Source organism: Streptomyces griseorubiginosus (genome assembly GCF_036345115.1).
Taxonomy (GTDB): domain Bacteria; phylum Actinomycetota; class Actinomycetes; order Streptomycetales; family Streptomycetaceae; genus Streptomyces; species Streptomyces griseorubiginosus_C.
Window position 1 is genome coordinate 2,628,547 of sequence record NZ_CP107766.1, and the last position, 21,488, is coordinate 2,650,034.

General features: G+C 71.0%; 14 protein-coding genes. 3 read left to right on the forward strand and 11 right to left on the reverse strand.

Translation table 11 applies throughout. The features are described 5' to 3' along the window. The first annotated feature begins 33 nt into the window (after positions 1–33). Positions 34–2,889 (forward strand): glycoside hydrolase family 3 C-terminal domain-containing protein, encoded by a 2,856-nt coding sequence (locus OHN19_RS11610; RefSeq protein ID WP_330264125.1) that lies wholly within the window; start codon positions 34–36, stop codon positions 2,887–2,889. A 135-nt stretch (positions 2,890–3,024) separates the two neighbouring features. Here the strand turns inward: OHN19_RS11610 and OHN19_RS11615 are convergent, their stop codons facing one another. The 3 genes from OHN19_RS11615 to OHN19_RS11625 all read right to left on the reverse strand — a co-directional run bounded on the left by OHN19_RS11615 (position 3,025) and on the right by OHN19_RS11625 (position 8,566). Next, positions 3,025–4,470 carry an aldehyde dehydrogenase family protein gene (locus tag OHN19_RS11615; RefSeq protein WP_330264126.1) on the reverse strand — a complete coding sequence of 482 codons (1,446 nt, stop codon included), beginning with the start codon at positions 4,468–4,470 and terminating at the stop codon, positions 3,025–3,027. A gap of 134 nt (positions 4,471–4,604) precedes the next feature. After that, the gene (locus tag OHN19_RS11620) at positions 4,605–6,311 is read right to left on the reverse strand and encodes a PucR family transcriptional regulator (protein WP_330264127.1); all 1,707 of its coding nucleotides are present in this window, start codon (positions 6,309–6,311) and stop codon (positions 4,605–4,607) included. Between the two features lie 137 nt (positions 6,312–6,448). Further along, positions 6,449–8,566 (reverse strand): ATP-binding protein, encoded by a 2,118-nt coding sequence (locus OHN19_RS11625; RefSeq protein ID WP_330264128.1) that lies wholly within the window; start codon positions 8,564–8,566, stop codon positions 6,449–6,451. Positions 8,567–8,813: 247 nt separating this feature from the next. Here OHN19_RS11625 and gabT point away from each other — a divergent pair, with 247 nt between their 5' ends. Together gabT and OHN19_RS11635 are read left to right on the forward strand one after the other, a co-directional pair. Next, a complete protein-coding gene (gene gabT / locus OHN19_RS11630; RefSeq protein ID WP_330264129.1) occupies positions 8,814–10,148 on the forward strand; it encodes a 4-aminobutyrate--2-oxoglutarate transaminase in 1,335 nt (444 codons plus the stop codon). A gap of 168 nt (positions 10,149–10,316) precedes the next feature. After that, complete coding sequence (locus OHN19_RS11635) at positions 10,317–11,141, forward strand: phosphatase PAP2 family protein (protein WP_330269587.1); 825 nt, start codon at positions 10,317–10,319, stop codon at positions 11,139–11,141. A gap of 536 nt (positions 11,142–11,677) precedes the next feature. On the opposite strand, the gene OHN19_RS11640 is transcribed toward OHN19_RS11635, so the two are convergent. The 8 genes from OHN19_RS11640 to OHN19_RS11675 all read right to left on the reverse strand — a co-directional run bounded on the left by OHN19_RS11640 (position 11,678) and on the right by OHN19_RS11675 (position 21,298). Beyond that, entirely contained in the window at positions 11,678–13,474 is a 1,797-nt protein-coding gene (locus OHN19_RS11640; protein ID WP_330264130.1) for a glycoside hydrolase family 18 protein, read from the reverse strand. 104 nt (positions 13,475–13,578) lie between these two features. Then, positions 13,579–14,037: a hypothetical protein gene (locus OHN19_RS11645; protein WP_330264131.1), complete on the reverse strand. Its 459-nt coding sequence runs from the start codon at positions 14,035–14,037 to the stop codon at positions 13,579–13,581. Positions 14,038–14,156: 119 nt separating this feature from the next. Next, entirely contained in the window at positions 14,157–15,569 is a 1,413-nt protein-coding gene (locus OHN19_RS11650) for an FAD-dependent oxidoreductase (protein WP_330264132.1), read from the reverse strand. After that, positions 15,566–16,366: an ABC transporter permease gene (locus tag OHN19_RS11655; protein ID WP_330264133.1), complete on the reverse strand. Its 801-nt coding sequence runs from the start codon at positions 16,364–16,366 to the stop codon at positions 15,566–15,568. The genes OHN19_RS11650 and OHN19_RS11655 overlap by 4 nt, the downstream gene beginning before the upstream one ends. Next, positions 16,367–17,296 (reverse strand): ABC transporter permease, encoded by a 930-nt coding sequence (locus tag OHN19_RS11660; protein ID WP_330264134.1) that lies wholly within the window; start codon positions 17,294–17,296, stop codon positions 16,367–16,369. Then, positions 17,296–18,462 (reverse strand): ABC transporter ATP-binding protein, encoded by a 1,167-nt coding sequence (locus OHN19_RS11665; protein ID WP_330264135.1) that lies wholly within the window; start codon positions 18,460–18,462, stop codon positions 17,296–17,298. The genes OHN19_RS11660 and OHN19_RS11665 overlap by 1 nt, the downstream gene beginning before the upstream one ends. Beyond that, a complete protein-coding gene (locus OHN19_RS11670; RefSeq protein ID WP_330264136.1) occupies positions 18,459–19,706 on the reverse strand; it encodes a spermidine/putrescine ABC transporter substrate-binding protein in 1,248 nt (415 codons plus the stop codon). Before OHN19_RS11670 ends, OHN19_RS11665 begins: the two co-directional genes overlap by 4 nt. A gap of 56 nt (positions 19,707–19,762) precedes the next feature. Next, positions 19,763–21,298, reverse strand: a complete 1,536-nt coding sequence (locus tag OHN19_RS11675; RefSeq protein ID WP_330264137.1) for a gamma-aminobutyraldehyde dehydrogenase — start codon at positions 21,296–21,298, stop codon at positions 19,763–19,765. Positions 21,299–21,488 lie beyond the last annotated feature (190 nt).

A 21,488-nucleotide genomic window follows, 5' to 3' on the forward strand; every position in this document is an offset into this window, starting at 1 on the left:
CATCGAACCGATCCATCGCAAGGGGATCCCCACGTGACCGCACACCCGCCGCACACTCCGCCATTTCGCGATCCGCAACTGCCGTTCGCGAAGCGCATCGACGATCTGCTGTCGCGGCTGACCCTCGACGAGAAGATCGGCTTCCTGCACCAGTTCGTGCCCGCCGTCGAACGGCTCGGCATCTCCGCGTTCCGCACCGGCCAGGAGGCGCTGCACGGCGTCGCGTGGATGGGCCCGGCGACGGTCTTCCCGCAGGCGGTGGGCCTCGGCGCGACCTGGAACACCGAGCTCGTACGGCGGGTCGGCGAGGCGGTGTCCAAGGAGATCCGGGCCATGCGCGCCCGCGACGACCGCGTCGGCCTCAACGTCTGGGCACCGACGGTGAACCTGCTGCGCCATCCGCTGTGGGGCCGTAACGAGGAGGGCTACTCGGAGGACCCGAAGCTCACCTCGGCCATCGCCACCGCCTACACCCACGGGCTGCGCGGCGACCACCCCACGTACTGGCGCACGGCCCCGGTCCTCAAGCACTGGCTGGCCCACAACAACGAGACGGACCGGGCCACCGCATCGAGTTCGGTACGGCCGCGCGTGCTGCACGAGTACGACCTGCGGGCCTTCCGCGAGGCCGTCGAGGCGGGCGCGGTGGCCGGGGTGATGCCGGCGTACAACCTGGTCAACGGCCGCCCCAACCACGTCTCGCCGTATCTGCGCGAGCAGCTGCGCACCTGGACCGAGGAGGAGCTGCTGGTCTGTTCGGACGCGGGCGCGCCCTCCAACCTGGTCGACCACGAGCACTACTTCGACACCCACGAGGAGGCGACCGCCGCCTCGCTCAGGGCCGGTGTCGACAGCTTCACCGACCACGGCACGGACAGCTCGCAGATGGTCGGGCGGATCCGGCGGGCCCATGAGCAGGGCCTGCTGACCGAGGCCGACATCGACACCGCGGTCCGCCGCCAGCTCTCGGTCCGCTTCCGGCTCGGCGAGTTCGACCCGCACTACGACCCGCACGCCGGCGTCACCGACTTCGACACCCCGGCGCACCGGGCGCTCGCGCAGGAGGCCGCCGAGCAGGCGATCGTGCTGCTCAGGAACGACGGGGTGCTGCCGCTCGCGCCCGACACCCGGATCGCGGTGGTCGGCCTGCTCGCCGACGAGTGCAAGCTCGACTGGTACAGCGGCACGCTCATCCACCGCTCGACCCCGCTGGAGGGGCTCTACGAGCGGTTCGGCGCCGAGCGGGTGGAGTTCGCGGAGGGGGTGGACCGGGTCCGCCTCAAGACCTCCGCTGGGACGTTTCTGCATGTCCCGGCGTCCGAGGACAGCGCGGACGAGGTGCGCGGCGCCGAGGGCGCCCTGGACCCGGCGCTGCTCGCGGGCCGCACCGACCTGCCGCCGCTGACCACCGACGCGCGGGGCACCGAGTTCGCGCTGATCGACTGGGACGAGGGTGTCCTCACGCTGCGCGCCCCCGACGGCCGCTATCTCTCGGTCGCCGAGGACGGCTACCTGCGCGCCTCCGCCGACCAGCCCGGAGGCTGGATCGTCCAGGAGACCTTCCGCCTGGAACCGCACGGTGACGGTCACCTCCTCAGGCATCTCGGCACGGGCCGCCACGTCACGGTCGCCGCGGACGGAGTAAAGGTTGCCGACGAGAACGAAGAGAATGACGCAACCGCGGAGACCTTCGAGCTGATCATCGTCGAACGCGGCGAGAACGCAGTGACCCGCGTCACGTCCGAGGCGGACGTCGTCGTGGTCGTCGCGGGCAACGACCCCCACATCAACGGCCGCGAGACCGAGGACCGCGCGTCCCTCAGGCTCCCCCCGCACCAGGAGCGCCTGCTGCGGGCGGCGCGCGCCGCGAACCCCCGCACGGTGCTCGCCCTGGTGTCGGCCTACCCCTACGCGCTCGACACGTCCGACCTGGCAGCGACCCTGTGGACGGCCCACGGCGGCCAGGCGGCCGGCACCGCCCTGGCCCGCGTCCTGGCCGGTGACGTCTCCCCCGCGGGCCGGCTCCCGCAGACCTGGTACGAGAGCGACGCCGACCTGCCCGGCCTGCTCGACTACGACGTGATCGGCAGCCGCCAGACCTACCTCTACTTCGAGGGCACGCCCCTGTTCCCGTTCGGCCACGGGCTGTCGTACGCCTCCTTCTCCTACGGCGATCTGGAGACCCGGGTCGACGGCGGCACGGCGCACGTCTCGTTCACGATCACGAACACCGGTGACGTCACCGCCGACGAGGTCGCCCAGCTCTACGGCCGCGCGGTCGACCCGGCCCTGCCCCGGCCGCGCCGCGAACTGCTGGCGCACCGCCGGGTGACGCTCGCTCCGGGTGCCCGGGCGGAGCTGTCCTTCGAAGTACCGTTGCGCGCCTTCGAGTTCTGGGACGTGGCGCGGGGCGGATGGCGTCTGGAGCCGGGCCCGTACGAGCTGCTGGCCGGCGCTTCCAGCGAGGACATCCGGCTGCGGACGACGGTCCTGCTCGACGGCGAGCTGGGCGCACCGCGTCCCGTCCTCCAACGGGGCCTGGACGGGGCGGACTTCGACGAGCAGAGCGGTGTGGAGATCGTCGACCGTACGAGGACGGCGGGCGACGCGGTGACGGCGGCCGAGGGCCGTACCGGTGAACTGGTCTACCGGGACTGCGACTTCGGCACCGGCGTCACCGAGGTGACGGCCCTGGTCTCCGGCGCGGGAGCGGTCGAGCTCTCGCTGGACGGGGGCGCGGTGCTCGCCGTGCTGGAGGTGGCGGAGTCCGGGTCCGGGCCGTACGACTACCTCACCGTCGGCGCCGGGATCGTCGCCGAGGGCGTGCACGACGTGCACCTCAGGCTGCGCGGCCCACTGCGGCTCGCGCATGTCGGCTTCTCCGGTTGAGGGTCCGCAGGAGCCGGCACACAGGAAGGGGCCCGGCACCGGAAGGCATCGGTGCCGGGCCCCTTCGGGGCGGCGGGTCAGCGTCGCTGCCGCAACACTACATGAAAATGGTTCCCATTTACTAGTGGGGGTTCCTCAGAGCGCCAGCCCCGTCAGCACCAGCACCCGCTCGTACGTGTAGTCGTCCATCGCGAACTTCACGCCCTCGCGGCCCACGCCGGACTGCTTGGCACCGCCGTACGGCATCTGGTCGGCCCGGTAGGAGGGCACGTCACCGATGACGACACCGCCGACCTCGAGGGCTCGGTGGGCGCGGAAGGCGGCCTGGAGGTCGTGGGTGAACACACCTGCCTGGAGGCCGTACTTGGAGTCGTTGACGGCCGCGAAGGCCGCGTCCTCGCCGTCCACCTTCTGCACGGTGAGGACGGGTCCGAAGACCTCCTCGCAGGAGATCGTGGTGTCGGCCGGGACGTCGGTGAGGACGGTCGGCGCGTAGGAGGCGCCGTCCCGGTCGCCGCCCGTGAGCAGGGTGGCACCGGCCTCGACGGCCTCCTTCACCCACGCCTCGACCCGCTTCGCCGCGTCCTCGCTGACCAGCGGGCCGACGTCGGTCTTGTCGTCGGCCGGGTCCCCGGTGACCTGGGCCTCCACCGCGGCGACGATCCGCGGGAGCAGCCGGTCGTACACCGACGCGTCGGCGATGACCCGCTGCACCGAGATGCAGGACTGGCCGCCCTGGTAGTTGGAGAAGGTCGCGATGCGGGTCGCGGCCCAGTCCAGGTCCTCGTCGGAGGCGTAGTCGCCGAGCACGACCGCGGCGCCGTTGCCGCCCAGCTCCAGCGTGCAGTGCTTGCGCGGCACCGAGTCCATGATCGCGTAACCGACCTTCTCGGAACCGGTGAACGAGATCACCGGCAGGCGCTCGTCCTGGACGAGGGCGGCCATCCGGTCGTTCGGGACCGGGAGGATGCTCCAGGAACCGGCGGGCAGCTCGGTCTCGGCCAGCAGCTCGCCGATCACGAGGCCGGAGAGCGGGGTGGCCGGGGCGGGCTTCAGGATGAGCGGCACTCCGGCCGCGATCGCGGGGGCGATCTTGTGGGCGCAGAGGTTGAGCGGGAAGTTGAAGGGCGCGATCCCGAGCACGACCCCCTTGGGGAAGCGCCGGGTCAGCGCGAGGCGGCCCTGACCGCCGAGGTCGGTGTCGAGACGCTGGGCCTCACCGCCGTTGAAGCGCCGGGCCTCCTCGGCCGCGAACCGGAACACCGACACCGCGCGGCCGACCTCGCCGCGCGCCCACTTGACCGGCTTGCCGTTCTCGTCGGAGATCAGCCGCGCGATCTCCTCGGTGCGCTCGACCAGCCGACGGCTCACATGGTCGAGGGCGGCGGCGCGGACGTGCGCGGGGGTGGCGGCGAACACGTCCCGTACGGCGTACGCGGCGGCCACGGCCTCCTCGATCTGCGCGTCGTTCGGCAGGGCGGCCCTGCCGACGAGCCGGCCGTCCCACGGGGAGGTGACGTCGAAGGTGTCCTCGCCGGTGACCTGGCGGCCGGCGAGCCAGAAGGCGTGGGTGGAAGTCATGTCCCCACGGTAGGTCCGTCGGGGCGGGATCGAACTTGTCCGGGGTGTAGCAGTGCGGCGGGCCGGCACTCCAGCCCGGCCAACGGCTCTTCCGTGGCCAACGGGTCCTCCGTGACGGTCCTCCGTCACGACGGCTATTCCGTGGTGGTCGCCTTCAGTGCCAGCCACAGCTCCATCCGTACGTCCGGATCGTCCAGGGAGCGGCCCAGGATCTCCTCGACCCGGCGCATCCGGTACCGCAGGGTGTGCCGGTGGACTCCCAGGTCGGCGGCGGCCGCGTCCCACTGGCCGTGCCGGGACAGCCAGGCCCGCAGGGAGTCGACCAGGTCGCCGCGGCCGGTCGCGTCGTGTTCGTACAGGGGGCGCAGCAGGCCGTCCGCGAACGCCCTGACCGCGTCGTCCGCGAGCAGCGGCAGCACGGATCCGGCGACCAGCTGTTCGTGCTCGACGTACAGCCGGCCCCGCCGCCGGGCGACCGACAGGGACTGCTCGGCCTGCTTGTATCCCGCCGCGGCGGCGATCGGCCCGACCGGGGCGGAGACCCCGATCACCAGCTCGTCCTCGTCGCGGGCGGTGACCGGCCGGCCCTCGGCCCCCGCGCCGTTCCTCGACGTCTGTTCGCGGGCCACGCCGGCCCGCGAGGCCTCCAGCGCCGCCGCGTGGTCCGCGCACGCGGCCACCGCGGCACCGCCGTCCGCGGCCAGCACCACCAGCCGCTGCCCCTCGCCGTCCCCCTCGGGCACGACCAGCACGGCCTCCCCGGCCCGCGCGGCGGCCGACTCGACGATCTCGGTGAGCGCGGCGAGCGGATCACCGTGCGCGCCGACGGCGGACACGGGGTTCGCCGTAGCGGCCTTCGGGTCCAGGTGCGCGTGCGAGTCGACGGACATCCGTACCGCCGCCGGTTCGGCGACGACCAGCCGGAAGGGCGCGTCCAGGAGCCCGCCGTAGAGGTCGCCCGCGACCGTACGGGCGTGCTCCGGCTCCCCGGCCAGCAGCATCCGCAGTACGGCCGCGCCGAGCCGCTGCTCGGCCGCGTGCAGGGAGCGGGAACGCTCGGTGGTCAGGGTGAGCAGCGCGATCGCCGAGTGCACCGCGTAGCGCTCGGCGGTGCCGAGGGCGGCGGCCGTGCCGACCGCCAGCGCGGCGCGCGGCCGCCGCCCGGTGCCCAGGGTGTGCAGCTCGACCCGGTCGTCGTCCTCGGGGCCCGCGACCACGGAGGAGGCGGGTGCGGGCCGCTCCCGCAGCCGTTCAACGTCGGCGGTGATCCGTGCCGCCCGGCGGCCGGCCCACTCCGGGGCGGTGGCGACGACGGCGCCCGAGGCGTCGTAGAGCGCCGTCCAGCCGTCCACCTGGGAGGCGAGCGCGGCGAGCAGCCCCTCCGGGCCGGCGGTCAGGGCCTGTCGGGTGAGCTCGCGCTGGGCGGCGAAGCCCGCGGTGACGGAACGGTACTGGTCGGCCGCGATCGCCGCGGACACCGCCTTGCTGATGGCGAGGAAGGGGGTGCGGCGGGGCACTTCGAGCAGCGGCAGCCCCTCGTCGCGGGCGGCGTCCACGAGGGCCTCGGGGATCTCCTCGTAGTTCACGCCGACGGCGAACCCGAGCCCGACGACCCCCGCCCCGGCCAGCCGTTTCACGTACCGCCGCATGGCCTCGGGGTCCTCGGCGTCCAGCTTCAGCGCGGTGATCAGCAGTAGCTCGCCGCCCTCCATGTAGGGGACGGGATCGGCGAGTTCGCTGACGTGCGCCCAGCGGACGGGGACGTCCAGCCGGTCCTCGCCCGCGCGCACGGTCAGCTTGAGCGCGGAGTGGTGGACGAGCGAGGCGAGGGTGGGGGGCATGAGGCCTTGGACCTTCGGAGCGGTGTGATCTCAGGTGGTGATCAAGTGGCGATCAGGTGGTGATCTTTTGGCCGCGGTGTATGAACGACCTGTGAGGATTCTGCCTCACTGTACGGTCCTCAGGTCACCTCATCCCCTCATCCCCGCAGATCCACCAGCAGCGGCGGCGCGTGCTCCCCCTTCACGCTGGTCAGGGACAGCACCGCGTGCCCCGGCGGCACCCCGTGCGCGAGCTCCGACGCGGACCACCGCTCCCGCTCGACCTGCCGTACGGTCACCGCCCGGGCGGTCGGCGCCTTGCCGGTGATGACCTGGCGCACCGCGTGCAGCACCTTGCCGGCCGGGGTCTCCGCGATGATCTGCCGGTCGGTGACGTCCCGGGCCTCGATCCACTCCTTGCCCCACACCTCGGCGAAGTCCTGCCCGTCCCACGGGGTGAGCCCCGCCAGCGCCATCCGGCAGCCGGTGGCCCCGAGGAGGGGTCCGCGCAGGGGCCGGGGCACGTCGTCGAGGGTCCGCAGCGTCAGCACGACGCCGGCGTTGCCGGACCGCAGCCGCTGGATGCCGCGCACGGCCTCCGGGGTGACGACCCCCGTGGCGTCGTCGAGGACGAGACAGGCGAACAGCGACCGGTCCTCGCGCACCGCGACACTCGCCGTGAACTGCGCGAGCACCAGCCGCGCCAGCATCCGGGAGGCGTCGGCGTGCCCGCGCTGGGGCAGGTCGATCCGCACCCGCACCGGATGGTCCAGGGCCTTCAGCGAGAACGGCCGCGACTGCCCGGACGTGTCGAAGAACCCGGCGAAGGCGGGCCGGTCGAGCAGCGCGACCCGGTCCGCGAGGATGCCCCCCACGTCCCCCGGGTGCCCCATCTGCCGCTCCCGCGCGTCGAGTTCGCGCAGCAGCGCGTCCTGCCCGGAGTCCTCCAGGCCCTCGCGCAGCGCGGCCAGCGGCGCGGGTGCGCCGTCCAGCAGCTGCCGCAGCTCCGGTACGGCGGGGAAGCGGCCGTGCACCGCCCGGAACGGTCCGAGCAGCTGGGCGAGCACGGTGGTGGAGCGCCGGGTGTCGCCCCCCTGGTGCGGCTCGGCGAGGTCCCCGACGAGCGCCTCGGCGAGCACGGCGGCGGCCTCGTCGGGATCCGTCGTCCCCCCGTACAGGTCGAGGTCGTACACCGACTCCGGATTCCCGATCTGTACGACGACGTCGTAGGCGTCGGCCGGTCCGAGCCCGGCGCCCGCCGCGCCGACGACCACGACGGCGGCCCGCCCGGCGAGGGCGTGCAGGCACAGCGACTCGGCGAGCGGCCGCACGACGGTCCCGGTCTTCCCGGACCCGGCCGGTCCGACGGCGAGCAGCGAGGTGCCGAGCAGCTCGGGCCCCAGGCCCAGCCCGGTCCCCCGGTAGGCGTACGGATTGCGGGCGTCGTCGGCGGTGGTGCCGAGCCGTACCTGTCCGGTCAGCAGATCGTGCCGGGCCAGCCGGCCGGGCAGGTCGCGGGCGCCGGAGGGGTGCAGACAGGCGGCGGCACCGTCCTTCAGGACGGTGCCGGTGAACGTGGCGAGACTGAACCGCCCACTGCGCACGCCCTGCCACGCCCGGAGGATCCGCGCATGATCCACATCCCGCATCAACCCGGCCTTGGCCTCAGCGGCCAGCCGCTCGGCAGCGTCCACGGCGCCGGCGGCGCGCAGGTCGGGGTAGGCGGCGGGGTCCTGTTCGGGGGTGGGCGGTGGTTCGTGGGAGGTCGCGGCCTTCTGACGCCAGGCAGGCGGACCGAAACGGCGCCAGACCTCGCCCCAGCGGCTGATCTTCCCGAAGATCGCGAAGATCCCGGCGAAGAACAGCGCCTCGTACGCATAGGACAGGCTGCTGAGCCATCCCGCGCGCCCCAGCGTCCACGAGTCCGGAGCCATCACGAACCAGGGCCACAGCCAGAAGCCACCGAGGAAACCGTTGTACAGCAGGGAACAGAGCAGCCACCCGCAGAGGAACCCGATCACGGCCCCGCTCAGCAGCTGCCGCGTCGGGATCCGCTCCGGTTCCTTCTCGGGCCGCGGTACGTGGCCGAAGCGCCACACGCCGGGTGCCGCCTCGGGCCGGGGGGTCCGAAGCCAGCCGAGAAACCCCGAACCGTCCGGCAGCGGGGGCACACCGGGTGCCCGCGCCGGCCGAGGCGGCACCGTCGGCGGTCCCGCCGGACGTGGCACAGGGTTCGCGTGCGTACCCCTGGTGTCCCGCGTCCCGTCGCTGTCCATCGCCCTCGCCCCTTGACCAGCCGTTCCGTCCACCATCAGCGGTCAATCTAACGCCCCCGCCAGGGGAGTTCACCGCTTACGCGGCCGGGCTCGCGGAGGTGGCCGATACCCGAGCCGTGCGCCGCTATGTCCAAGACGGACAAGCCATGCCGTCGAGAACGCCCACATGGAGCATGCCCGCCCCGCGAGGACGGCCCTAGCCTGCGAGAAAAGAAGGTAAGCGTCGGCAACACCCCAGGAGCCCCTCATGACCGCACTTCCGCAGGAGCGCCGCCTCGTCACCCCCGTCCCCGGCCCCAAGTCGCAGGAGCTCCAAGCCCGCCGCGTCGCCGCGGTCGCGCAGGGTGTGGGGTCCGTGCTGCCCGTGTTCACGGCGCGCGCGGGCGGCGGGATCATCGAGGACGTCGACGGGAACCGGCTGATCGACTTCGGTTCGGGCATCGCCGTGACCTCCGTAGGCGCCTCCGCCGAGGCCGTCGTACGCCGGGCCACCGCACAGCTCGCCGACTTCACCCACACCTGTTTCATGGTCACCCCGTACGAGGGCTATGTGGAGGTCGCCGAGGCCCTCGCCGAGCTCACCCCGGGTGACCACGCGAAGAAGAGCGCGCTGTTCAACTCCGGCGCCGAGGCCGTCGAGAACGCCGTCAAGATCGCGCGGGCGTACACCAAGCGCCAGGCCGTCGTCGTCTTCGACCACGGCTACCACGGCCGCACCAACCTCACCATGGCGCTGACCGCGAAGAACATGCCGTACAAGCACGGCTTCGGTCCCTTCGCGCCGGAGGTGTACCGCGTCCCGGTCGCCTACGGCTACCGCTGGCCGACCGGTCCGGAGAACGCCGGACCCGAGGCCGCCGCGCAGGCCATCGACCAGATCACCAAGCAGGTCGGCCCGGAGAACGTCGCCGCGATCATCATCGAGCCGGTCCTGGGCGAGGGCGGCTTCATCGAGCCCGCCAAGGGCTTCCTGCCCGCGATCAGCGACTTCGCCAAGGCCAACGGCATCGTCTTCGTCGCCGACGAGATCCAGTCCGGCTTCTGCCGCACCGGCCAGTGGTTCGCCTGCGAGGACGAGGGCATCGTCCCGGACCTGATCACCACCGCCAAGGGCATCGCCGGCGGCCTCCCGCTCGCCGCCGTCACCGGCCGCGCGGAGATCATGGACGCGGCCCACGCGGGCGGCCTGGGCGGCACCTACGGCGGCAACCCGGTCGCCTGCGCCGGCGCGCTCGGCGCCATCGAGACCATGAAGGAGCTCGACCTCAACGCCAGGGCGAAGGCGATCGAGGCCACGATGAAGGCCCGGCTGACCGCCATGGCCGAGAAGTTCGACCTCATCGGCGACGTCCGCGGTCGCGGCGCCATGATCGCCATCGAGCTCGTCAAGGACCGTACGACCAAGGAGCCGAACCCGGAGGCGACGGCCGCGCTCGCCAAGGCCTGCCACCAGGAGGGCCTGCTGGTCCTGACCTGTGGCACCTACGGCAACGTGCTGCGCTTCCTGCCCCCGCTCGTCATCGGCGAGGACCTGCTGAACGAGGGCCTCGACATCATCGAGCAGGCCTTCACCCGCATCTGACGTCACAGGCCTGACAGCCCTTGGGATTCCGGGGCTGCGGTGGCGAGCGGCAGAGGGTGTGAAGAAGGTGTGCGAGGTGGCGGTGAGGATGGGATTCTGCCTGTCGTACGCCGTCCCCCTGTCGTAGGTTCTTTCCAGATGAGAGATACACCCCGCCCACAGGGGACTGTGGGCGACATCAGGCCGGGGCCTCCCCAGCTTCGACCTGGTCGTGCCCTCGCGCACACAACTGGAGCCTCCGGCTCCGGATCTCCTCACCGATCGGACAGTCGCCCGCCCCAAACCCCCCGGGGCGGCCGACGACCCGATCTGATCGGCCGCCCCGGAACCACCCCCCCTGTTCCGGGGCGGCCGGCCTTCTTCCTCCTTCTCGGAATCCCGGCCCTCCTCTTCGCCCTGATCACCTGGCAGGTCGTCGAGGACGGGCCGCTTCTGCGTGCCGACGCCCGCCTCAGCCGCGCCCTCGTCCACCCGGACCGCCTCGGGGGCACCCTCTCCGACCTGGGCAGTGTCCAGGTGGCCGTACCCGTCCTGGTCGCGGCCCTGGCCTACGTGACCTGGCGGCACCGCCGCTCGGGCACGGACCGCTGGTGGCTGCCGGCCACCGCGGGAGCCCTCCTCATGGCCCTGGTCCCGGCGATCGTCGTCCCCCTCAAGATCTGGACCGACCGCTCCGGCACCCCTGTGGTCCCGCCGGGCACCGGCTACTTCCCCTCCGGCCACACCGCGACAGCGGCCATCGCCTACGGCACCGCCACCCTCTTCCTCCTCCCCCTCCTCCCCACCCCCCGCCTCCGCCGCGCCCTGCTCCTCCTCTGCGCCCTTCTGGTCCTCGGCACCTCCTACGGCCTGATCCGCCGCGGCTACCACTGGCCCCTGGACGTCGCGGCGAGCTGGTGCCTGTCCGCCGTACTCCTCCAGCTCCTGGCGCCGACCGCCAGGCGATACGGTCGAAAGCCGGCCCGGGACGAGAGCAGCCAGCCGGTCGCGTAGCGGCGGCCGGGACCGGGGGAAGCACCAGGTGACGGTCGCCTTCGAGAACCACGCGCGAGGCCTTCCTCACGCGTCTGCTGCGCGAGGCGGCTTCCGGCACCGGACTCACCGTGCGCGACCAGGCCCGGCACCGTGGAGTCCTGTACGAGGAGCGGACGGGACGTCCCTACGGCGAGGTCCGCCCGGACGTCCTGGTCACGGGAACCGTCGACGGCGAGCCGCTGTGCGGTCCGGTCGACGTGAAGTACAAGCTCTACGACAGCAGGCAGCTGAGCCCCTCCGACCTCTACCAGGCGTTCGTGTACGCGCACGCGCCGGCCCGGCAGCCCTCCGGCGGCCCGCCGACGTGCGTGCTGATCCACCCGGGGAGCGTCTCGGCGACACGGGGGAACATCGCCGTACGACGCTGGGACGGCACCTCGTCCGCCCGGGTGCGGTCGGTGTCCCTGCATCGTCCGTCGGTGCTCGGCGCCCTGGGGGACGCCGAGCGGGACTCGACGTTCGCGAAGGTGTGGGCGGCGGTCCTGGCGCGACCGTCAGCCGAAGTAGCCGTCGAAGGTCCTCTGGAACTCCCCGCCGGAGAAGCGGTCCCAGTTGATCGACCAGGTCATCAGGCCGCGCAGGGCGGGCCAGGTGCCGTGGGTGGGGTAGGAGCCGCAGTTCGTCTTCTTCGTGAGGCAGTCGAGGGTCCTGGTGACCTCTGTCGGGGAGACGTAGCCGTTGCCCGCGTTCACCGAGGCGGGCATGCCGATGGCCACCTGGTCGGGGCGCAGGGGCGGGAAGACGTTCGCGGGGTCGCCGGCGACCGGGAAGCCGGTGAGGAGCATGTCGGTCATGGCGATGTGGAAGTCGGCGCCGCCCATGGAGTGGTACTGGTTGTCGAGGCCCATGATCGGGCCCGAGTTGTAGTCCTGGACGTGCAGCAGGGTCAGGTCATCGCGCAGGGCGTGGATCACCGGGAGGTACGCCCCGCAGCGCGGGTCCTGGCCGCCCCACTTGCCGGTGCCGTAGTACTGGTAACCCATCTGCACGAAGAAGGTCTCCGGGGCCATCGAGAGGACGAAGCGCGCCCCGTACTTCGCCTTCAGCGTCTTCAGCGCCGAGATCAGGTTCACGATGACCGGGGTCTTCGGGTTCCTGAAGTCGGTGTCGTCGGCGTCGAGGGAGAGCGAGTGACCCTCGAAGTCGATGTCCAGGCCGTCGAGGCCGTAGGTGTCGATGATCGAGGAGACGGAGGAGACGAAGGCGTCCCGGGCGGCCGTGGTCGTCAGCTGGACCTGGCCGTTCTGGCCGCCGATCGAGATCAGCACCTTCTTCCCGGCGGCCTGCTTCGCCCTGATCGCCGCCTTGAAGTCCGCGTCCGACTCGACGTTCGGGCACTCGGTGACCGGGCAGCGGGTGAAGCGGATGTCGCCGGAGGTGACCGAGGTGGGTTCGCCGAAGGCCAGGTCGATGACGTCCCAGCTGTCGGGGACGTCAGCCAGGCGCGTGTAGCCGGCGCCGTTGGCGAAGCTCGCGTGGAGGTAGCCGACCAGGGCGTGGGCGGGCAGGTCCGTGGAAGTCCCGGCCGTCGTGGTCACGTTGACGGAGCCGGACCTCGCCGACTCCCCCGCCTCGTTGACCGCCGCGACCTGGAAGCCGTACGCCGTCGAGGGTGCGAGTCCGCTCACGGAGGCCGAAGTCCCGCTCACCGTCCGGACCTTGGCGCCGTCCCGGTAGACCGCGTAGCCGGTGGCGCCCGGGACCGCCGTCCAGGACAGCGTCACGCTGGAGGACGTGACCGTGCCCGCCTTCAGACCGGTGGGCGTGGCCGGCGGCTGTCCGGCCTCGGCACCCGGCCCGGTGAGGGACACGTCGTCCGCGTGGTACGCGCCCGTCCCGTACCAACCGTGCGTGTAGAGCGTGACCTTGGTGGTGGCCGGGCCGGTGCGGAAGGTGGTGGTGAGCCGCTGCCAGTCGGGGGCGGACTGGGTCCAGGTGGAGACGTCGGTGGTGCCGGTGCCGCTCGCGCCGAGGTAGACGTAGGCGCCGTGGACGTATCCGGACAGGGTGTACTGCGCGTCGGGCCGGACGGTCACGGTCTGGGCGCACTGGGCGTGGTCGCTGCCGGCCGGGGTTGCCCGCAGCGCCGAACTCCCACTGTGCACAGGGCTGCTGACCGTCGTACCCGCGGAGCAGGTCCAGCCGTCGAGTCCCGCTTCGAAGCCTCCGTTCCTCGCCAGGTCCGCGTCGGCCGCACGGGCGGCCGACGAGAGCGCGGTGATGCCGGGCAGGGCCAGCAAGGTGGCCGTCAGCGCGGCGAGGACGGGTCTGATGAGTCCGGTGCGTTCCACAAGGGCCTCCGGGCATGGGGGATTTGGAGGGTGGAGCGCGCCCAACTTGGTCCAGACCAATCCGGGTTGTCAAGACCTCCCGTCAGCGGTTCGGGTCCGTCCGGTCAGCCGTCGCCCTGTTCCGTCGCCAGCCCGGCCGCCGCCTCGTGCATCGCCAGCTCCAGCAGCGCCGGGTCGGTGAGCGTGCCCGAACCGTCCGGCGGCACCAGCCAGCGCACCCCTCCCCCGGCCACCCGGCCCGGGTACGGCACCACGATCCAGGTCCCGGCGCCCGCCGTGCGGATGCCGGTGCCGAGCCAGCGGGCCGCGGTGCCCGGCGGCACGAAGAAGCCCATCCTGGCGTCGCCGAAGTCGACGAGCACCGGGCCGAGTTGGTCGAGGATGCGGGTGAGGACGTCGAGCGTCGGATAGCCGAGCTCACCCGGCAGGATCAGGACGTCCCAGGCCTTGCCCGCCGGCAGCAGCGCCACCCCGAGGGGGTTGCGTTCCCACTCCCAGCGGCAGGCCTCGGGATCCGGTGCGACGGATGCCAGCCACTCGACCGCCGTCTTCGCCCCAGTCATGAGAAGACCTCCCTTTCTCTCTCGACGCTGTTCGCGTCACGAGGGAGAGGGAGGTCCCCTGGCAGGCATTACGCGGGTTCCGATTACCCGTTGGGGTGAATCAGATCACATACGATCGTTCAGCTGTCGAATCCCAGACCGAGTTTGTCCATCGTCCTGAGCCACAGATTGCGCCGGCCGCCCTGCGCGTCGGCGCGCGCCAGCGACCACTTGGTCAGGGCGATGCCCGTCCAGGCGAAGGGCTCCGGCGGGAAGGGCAGCGGCTTCTTGCGGACCATCTCCAGCGAGGTCCGCTCGGTCTGCTCCCCCGCCAGCAGGTCCAGCATCACGTCCGCGCCGAACCGGGTCGCGCCGACGCCGAGGCCCGTGTAGCCGGCCGCGTACGCGACCTTGCCGTGGTGGGCGGTGCCGTAGAACGCGGAGAAGCGCGAGCAGGTGTCGATGGCGCCGCCCCACGCGTGGGTGAAGCGGACCCCCTCCAGCTGCGGGAAGCAGGTGAAGAAGTGCCCGGCGAGCTTGGCGTAGGTCTCCGGCCGGTCGTCGTACTCGGCGCGCACCCGGCCGCCGTACGGATAGACGGCGTCGTAACCGCCCCACAGGATCCGGTTGTCGGCGGAGAGCCGGAAGTAGTGGAACTGGTTCGCCGAGTCCCCGAGCCCCTGCCGGTTCTTCCAGCCGACCGACGCCAGCTGCTCCTCGCTCAGCGGTTCGGTCATCAGCGCGTAGTCGTAGACCGGCACGGTGTACGCCCGCACCCGCTTGACCAGGCTCGGGAAGATGTTGGTGCCGAGCGCGATCTGCCGGGCGCGGACGGAGCCGTACGGCGTGCGTACGGCCATGCCGGCGCCGTACGGCTTCAGGGTGAGCGCGGGGGTGTGCTCGTAGACGCGGACGCCGAGCCGCAGGCAGGCCCGCTTCAGGCCCCAGACCAGCTTGGCCGGGTTGACCATGGCCACGCCCCGGCGGTCCCACAGTCCGGCCTCGAAGGTCGGCGAGGCGACCTGCTCGCGCACCGCGTCGGCGTCCAGGAAGTCGACGCCGTCGGCGAGGCCCTTGTCCTGGAGCTCCTCGTACCAGTCGCGCAGCTCCCACGCCTGGTACGTCTCGGTCGCCACGTCGATCTCGCCGGTGCGCTCGAACTCGCAGTCCAGGTCGTGCCGGGCGACCGCCTTCTCGATCTCGTCGAGGTTGCGGGCGCCCAGCTCCTGCAGCGTGTGGATCTCGTCCGGCCAGCGGGTCAGCCCGTTGGGCAGCCCGTGGGTGAGGGAGGCGGCGCAGAAGCCGCCGTTGCGGCCGGAGGCGGCCCAGCCCACCTCACGGCCTTCCAGCAGGACGACGTCCCGCTGCGGATCGCGCTCCTTGGCGTTGAGCGCGGTCCACAGCCCGCTGTACCCCCCGCCGACGACCAGCAGGTCGCAGGTCTCGGCGCCGGTGAGGGCGGGCTCGGGGTGGGGCCGGCCGGGGTCGTCGAGCCAGTACGGAACCGGCTGGGCTTCGGAGAGTGCCTTCGTCCAACGGCTCATGGCGCTCATGCCTTTTGCCTGTTACGGCGGTTGCTGACGACCATCGAGGCCAGGACCAGGAGTACGGCGACCAGGAACATGGCCGTACCGATGACGTTGATCTGGACGGGCGTGCCGCGTTGTGCCGAACCCCAGACGAACATGGGGAAGGTGACGGTCGAGCCCGCGTTGAAGTTGGTGATGATGAAATCGTCGAAGGAGAGCGCGAAGGACAGCATCGCGCCCGCGGCGATTCCGGGGGCCGCGATGGGCAGGGTCACCCGGAGGAAGGTCTGGACGGGACTCGCGTACAGATCCCGGGCCGCCTCCTCCAGGCGCGGGTCCATCGACATCACGCGCGCCTTGACGGCGACGACGACGAAGCTGAGGCAGAACATGATGTGGGCGATCAGGATCGTCCAGAAACCCAGCTGGGCACCCAGGTTGAGGAACAGGGTGAGCAGCGAGGCCGCCATGACGACCTCGGGCATCGCCATCGGCAGGAAGATCAGGGAGTTCACGGTGCCCCGCGCGCGGAACCGGTAACGGACCAGCGCGAAGGCGATCATGCTGCCGAGGACGGTCGCGCCGACCGTCGCCCAGAAGGCGATCTGGAGGCTGATCGACAGCGAGCCGCACATGTCGGCGACGCCGCAGGGGTCCTTCCAGGCGTCCGTGGAGAACTGCTGCCACTGGTAGTTGAAGCGCCCCTTCGGTTTGTTGAAGGAGAACACCGTGACGACGATGTTCGGCAGCAGGAGATATCCGAGTGTCAGCAGTCCCGCGATGACGACGAAATGACGCTTGAGCCAGTTGACGAGGGCCATTTAAACCAGATCCTCCGTCCCGGACTTGCGGATGTAGAAGGTGACCATGAGGAGAATCGCGGCCATCAGGATGAAGGAGAGGGCTGCCGCCGTCGGATAGTCCAGAATCCGCAGGAACTGGGTCTGGATGACGTTTCCGATCATGCGCGTGTCGGTCGAGCCGAGGAGTTCGGCGTTGACGTAGTCACCGGCCGCCGGGATGAAGGTCAGCAGCGTCCCGGAGACCACGCCCGGCATGGACAGCGGGAAGGTCACCTTGCGGAAGGTGGTGACGGGCTTGGCGTACAGGTCGCCCGCCGCCTCGTGCAGCCGGCCGTCGATGCGCTCCAGGGAGGTGTAGAGCGGCAGGATCATGAACGGCAGGAAGTTGTAGGTCAGACCGCACACCACCGCGAGCGGGGTGGCGAGGACGCGGTCGCCTGCCGTCCAGCCGAGCCAGTCGGTGACGTCCAGGACGTGCAGCGTGTTGAGGGCGCCGACGACCGGGCCGCCGTCCGCGAGGATCGTCTTCCAGGCGAGGGTGCGGATCAGGAAGCTGGTGAAGAAGGGCGCGATCACCAGGATCATGATCAGGTTCCGCCAGCGTCCCGCGCGGAACGCGATCAGGTACGCCAGCGGGTAGCCCAGCACCAGACAGAGGATCGTCGCGGCACCGGCGTACAGGATCGAGCGCAGGAACTGCGGCCAGTACTCGGACAGCGCGTCCCAGTAGGTGGCGAAGTGCCAGGTGACCTTGTAGCCCGTCTCCAGGGAGCCCGTCTGCACGGACGTGGAGGCCTGGTAGATCATCGGCAGGGCGAAGAAGACCAGCAGCCACAGGATGCCGGGCAGCAGCAGCCAGTACGGCGTGAAGCGGCCCCTCTTGCGCGGCGGCTTCTTCTCCGGGGCGGCCGGGGACAGAGGCGGTGGCGCCTCGGTGAGCGTCGCCATCAGACCGTCGCCTCTTCCTGGATGCCGGCGTCGATGTCCTGGGCGGCGTCCAGACCGAAGGTGTGGGCCGGGTTCCAGTGCAGGACGACCTCGGCGCCGGGCACGAGGCGGGCGTCGCGGTCGATGTTCTGGGCGTAGACCTCGAACTCGGGGCAGACGGGGCTGTCGATGACGTACTGGGTGGAGACGCCGATGAAGGAGGAGTCGGCGATCGTGCCGGTGATGCGGTTGCGGCCCTCGGGGATCTCCCCGGCCTCGTCCGCGTGCGTGAGGGTGATCTTCTCGGGGCGCACGCCGACCAGCACCCTGCCGCCGGTCGCCGCGGGCCCGGCGTACCGCGCCTCGGGCAGCACCAGCTTGCCGCCGCCCGCCTTCAGGACGATCTCGCCGCCGCTCTTGGAGTCGACCTCGGCCTCGATGAGGTTGGAGGTGCCGAGGAAGTTGGCGACGAAGGTGGTCTGCGGGTTCTCGTACAGGTCGGTGGGCGAGCCGAGCTGCTCGACACGGCCCGCGTTCATCACGGCGACCGTGTCGGCCATGGTCATGGCCTCCTCCTGGTCGTGCGTGACGTGCACGAAGGTGATGCCGACCTCGGTCTGGATCCGCTTGAGCTCCAGCTGCATCTGGCGGCGCAGCTTGAGGTCGAGGGCGCCGAGCGGCTCGTCGAGGAGGAGCACCTTGGGCGTGTTGATCAGGGCTCTCGCCACCGCCACGCGCTGCTGCTGGCCGCCGGAGAGCTGGTGCGGCTTCTTGCGGGCCTGCTCACCCAGCTGGACGAGCTCCAGCATGTCCTCGACCTGCTTCTTCACCGACTTGATGCCGCGCCGGCGCAGACCGAAGGCGACGTTCTCGAAGATGTCGAGGTGCGGGAAGAGGGCGTAGGACTGGAAGACGGTGTTCACCGGCCGCTTGTAGGGAGGCAGCCGGGTCACCTCCTGGTCGCCGAGGTGCACGGTGCCCGTGGTGGGCTCCTCCAGGCCGGCGATCATGCGCAGGGTGGTGGTCTTGCCGCAGCCGGAGGCGCCGAGCAGGGCGAAGAAGGAGCCCTGGGGCACGGTCAGGTCCAGCGGGTGCACGGCGGTGAAGCCGTTGTCGTACGTCTTGCTGATGCCCGCGAGGCGGACGTCGCCGCTGTTGTCGGTGTTCTTGTTCGTCACGGTGATCACGCCCCAGTCAGCTTCGCGAACTTCTCTTCAAAGGTCGTCTCTTCCTTCGCGCTCAGCGAGCGGAAGGCGTGGGACTTCGCGGCCATGGCCTTGTCGGGGATGATCAGCGGGTTGTTCGCCGCATCCGGGTCGAGCTTCTCCAGCTCGGGCTTCACACCGTCGACGGGCGACACGTAGTTGATGTACGCGGCGAGCTCGGCGGCGGGCTTCGGCTGGTAGTAGAAGTCGATGAGCCGCTCGGCGTTCGTCTTGTGACGGGCCTTGTTGGGGATCAGCATGTTGTCGGTCGACGTCATGTATCCGCTGTCCGGGATGATGAAGTCGATGTCGGGGCTGTCGGCCTTCAGCTGGACGACGTCCCCGGCCCAGGCGACACAGGCCGCGAAGTCGCCGCTGGTCAGGTCCGAGGTGTAGTCGTTGCCGGTGAAGCGGCGGATCTGGCCCTTGTCGACGGCCTTCTGGAGGCGGGCGATCGCCGCGTCGTAGTCGTCCGCGGTGAACTTCGCGGGGTCCTTGCCCATGTCGAGCAGTGTCATGCCGATGCTGTCGCGCATCTCCGACAGGAAGCCGACGCGCCCCTTGAGCTTGGGGTTGTCGAGCAGGTCGGAGATCGACTTCACCTCCTGGCCGTCAAGGGCCTTCTTGTTGTAGGCGATGACGGTCGAGATGCCCTGCCACACATAGGAGTACGCCCGCCCCGGGTCCCAGTCGGGATCACGGAACTGCTGGGAGAGGTTGGCGTAGGCGTGCGGCAGGTTGGACGCGTCCAGTTTCTGGACCCACCCGAGGCGGATGAGACGGGCCGCGAGCCAGTCCGTGAGGACGATGATGTCGCGCCCGGTGTCCTGCCCGGCCGCGAGCTGCGGCTTGATCTTGCCGAAGAACTCGACGTTGTCGTTGATGTCCTCGGTGTACTTGACCGAGATGCCGGTCTGCTTCTTGAACTGGTCGAGCGTGGGGTGGTGCTTCTCGCTCTCGTCCACGTCGATGTACTCGGTCCAGTTGGAGAAGTTGACGACCTTCTCCTCGGCCGAGTGGTCGTCGGCGGAGACGCCGCCCTGGGTGGTGCCGGCCGCGGGGATGCCGCAGGCGCTCAGCGTGCCGAGGCCGCCGACCGCGAGCGCGCCGCCCGCGGAGGCGCGCAACAGGGACCGCCGGGTCATGGCGGCCCGGCCGCTTCGGAAACTGCGCCGCATGGCGGCCACTTGGGCCGGTGACAGGCGGTCGGGCTCGTACTGCTCCATGCGCTGGTGCCCTTTCGGGAAGTGGGCGGCCGCGGGTCGGGCGGCCTGAACAACGGCTATCGGTCCCCGAAGATCGTGCGGTGCCAGTCCTTCCTGGCGATCGCGGTGTTGTCGAACATGACGTGCTTGATCTGCGTGTACTCCTCGAACGAGTACGAGGACATGTCCTTGCCGAAGCCGGACGCCCGGTACCCGCCGTGGGGCATCTCGCTGATGATCGGGATGTGGTCGTTGACCCACACGCACCCGGCCTTGATCTCCCGAGTGGCGCGGTTCGCCCGGTAGACGTCCCGGCTCCAGGCGGAGGCGGCGAGCCCGTAGGGGGTGTCGTTGGCGAGCCGGATGCCCTCGTCGTCGCTGTCGAACGGCAGCACGACGAGGACGGGCCCGAAGATCTCGGACTGGACGATCTCGCTGTCCTGGGCGGCGTCGGCGACGAGCGTGGGCTTGTAGTACGCCCCCTTGGCGAGCTCTTCGCCCGGCGCCTCCCCGCCCGTCACCACGCGCGCGTAGGCACGCGCACGGTCGACGAACCCGGCGACCCGGTCCCGCTGGACGTGCGAGATCAGCGGCCCGAGGTCGGTGCCGGGAGCGAAGGGGTCGCCGAGTCGAACGGTCTCCATCAGCGCGGCGGTGCGCTCCACGAACGCCTCGTACAGCGGCCGCTGCACGTACGCGCGTGTGGCGGCCGTGCAGTCCTGCCCGGTGTTGATGAGCGCACCGGCCACGGCTCCGTGGACGGCGGCCTCCAGGTCGGCGTCGTCGAAGACAAGGAAGGGAGCCTTGCCGCCGAGCTCCAGGTGGAGCCGCTTGACGGTGGCGGTGGCGATCTCGGCGACCCGCTTGCCGACGGCCGTGGACCCGGTGAAGGAGGTCATGGCCACATCGGGATGCCCGACCAGCCGCTCCCCGGCCTCCTGCCCGGTCCCGGTGACGATGTTGACGACCCCGTCCGGGATCCCGGCATCGGTGGCCGCCTGGGCGAAGAGCAGCGAGGTCAGAGGCGTGATCTCAGCAGGCTTCAGCACGATGGTGTTGCCTGCGGCGATCGCCGGAAGGATCTTCCAGGCGGCCATCTGGAGCGGATAGTTCCAGGGCGCGATGGACCCGACGACCCCGATGGGTTCCCGCCGCACGTAGGACGTGTGATCCCCGGAGTACTCCCCGGCGGACTGCCCCTGAAGATGACGGGCCGCACCCGCGAAGAAGGACGTGTTGTCGATGGTCCCCGGAACGTCGAACTCCCGGGTCAGCTTCAGTGGCTTCCCGCACTGGAGGGACTCCGCGCGGGCGAAGTCCTCGGCGCGGTCGGCGAGCACGGTGGCGAACCGGTGCAGGGCGTCGGACCGCTCACCGGGAGTGGCGCCCGCCCAGCCGGGAAAGGCCTTCCGTGCCGCGGCAACGGCGGCATCCACGTCCGCCGCGCCCGCCAGCTCGTAGGTGAGGACCTCCTCCCCGCTCGCGGGGTCCACGACGGCGTGCGTCCGCCCGGAGGTCCCCTTGGTGAGACGCCCTCCGATGAACTGCGCGCCGTCGGCGAACCGCTCCTGGGCCGCGAACCGGTCCGGGGTGGAACTGCCCGGGTTGTGCATGTCGCTCTCCTCCGCCGTCACCCCTCGGTCCCGAGGGCGGGTGGCGTAGCTCCAGCTCGATTTGAGTGCCGATCCTGACAGAGCAATGACACTCCTACAAGTGATTCCGTTGTTGCCTTTCGGTTACGCGACGGAATCTGTCGACCAGGTGTCGAGTCGTCCCCGAAAAGGAAGGACGGAGTGTCAGTGG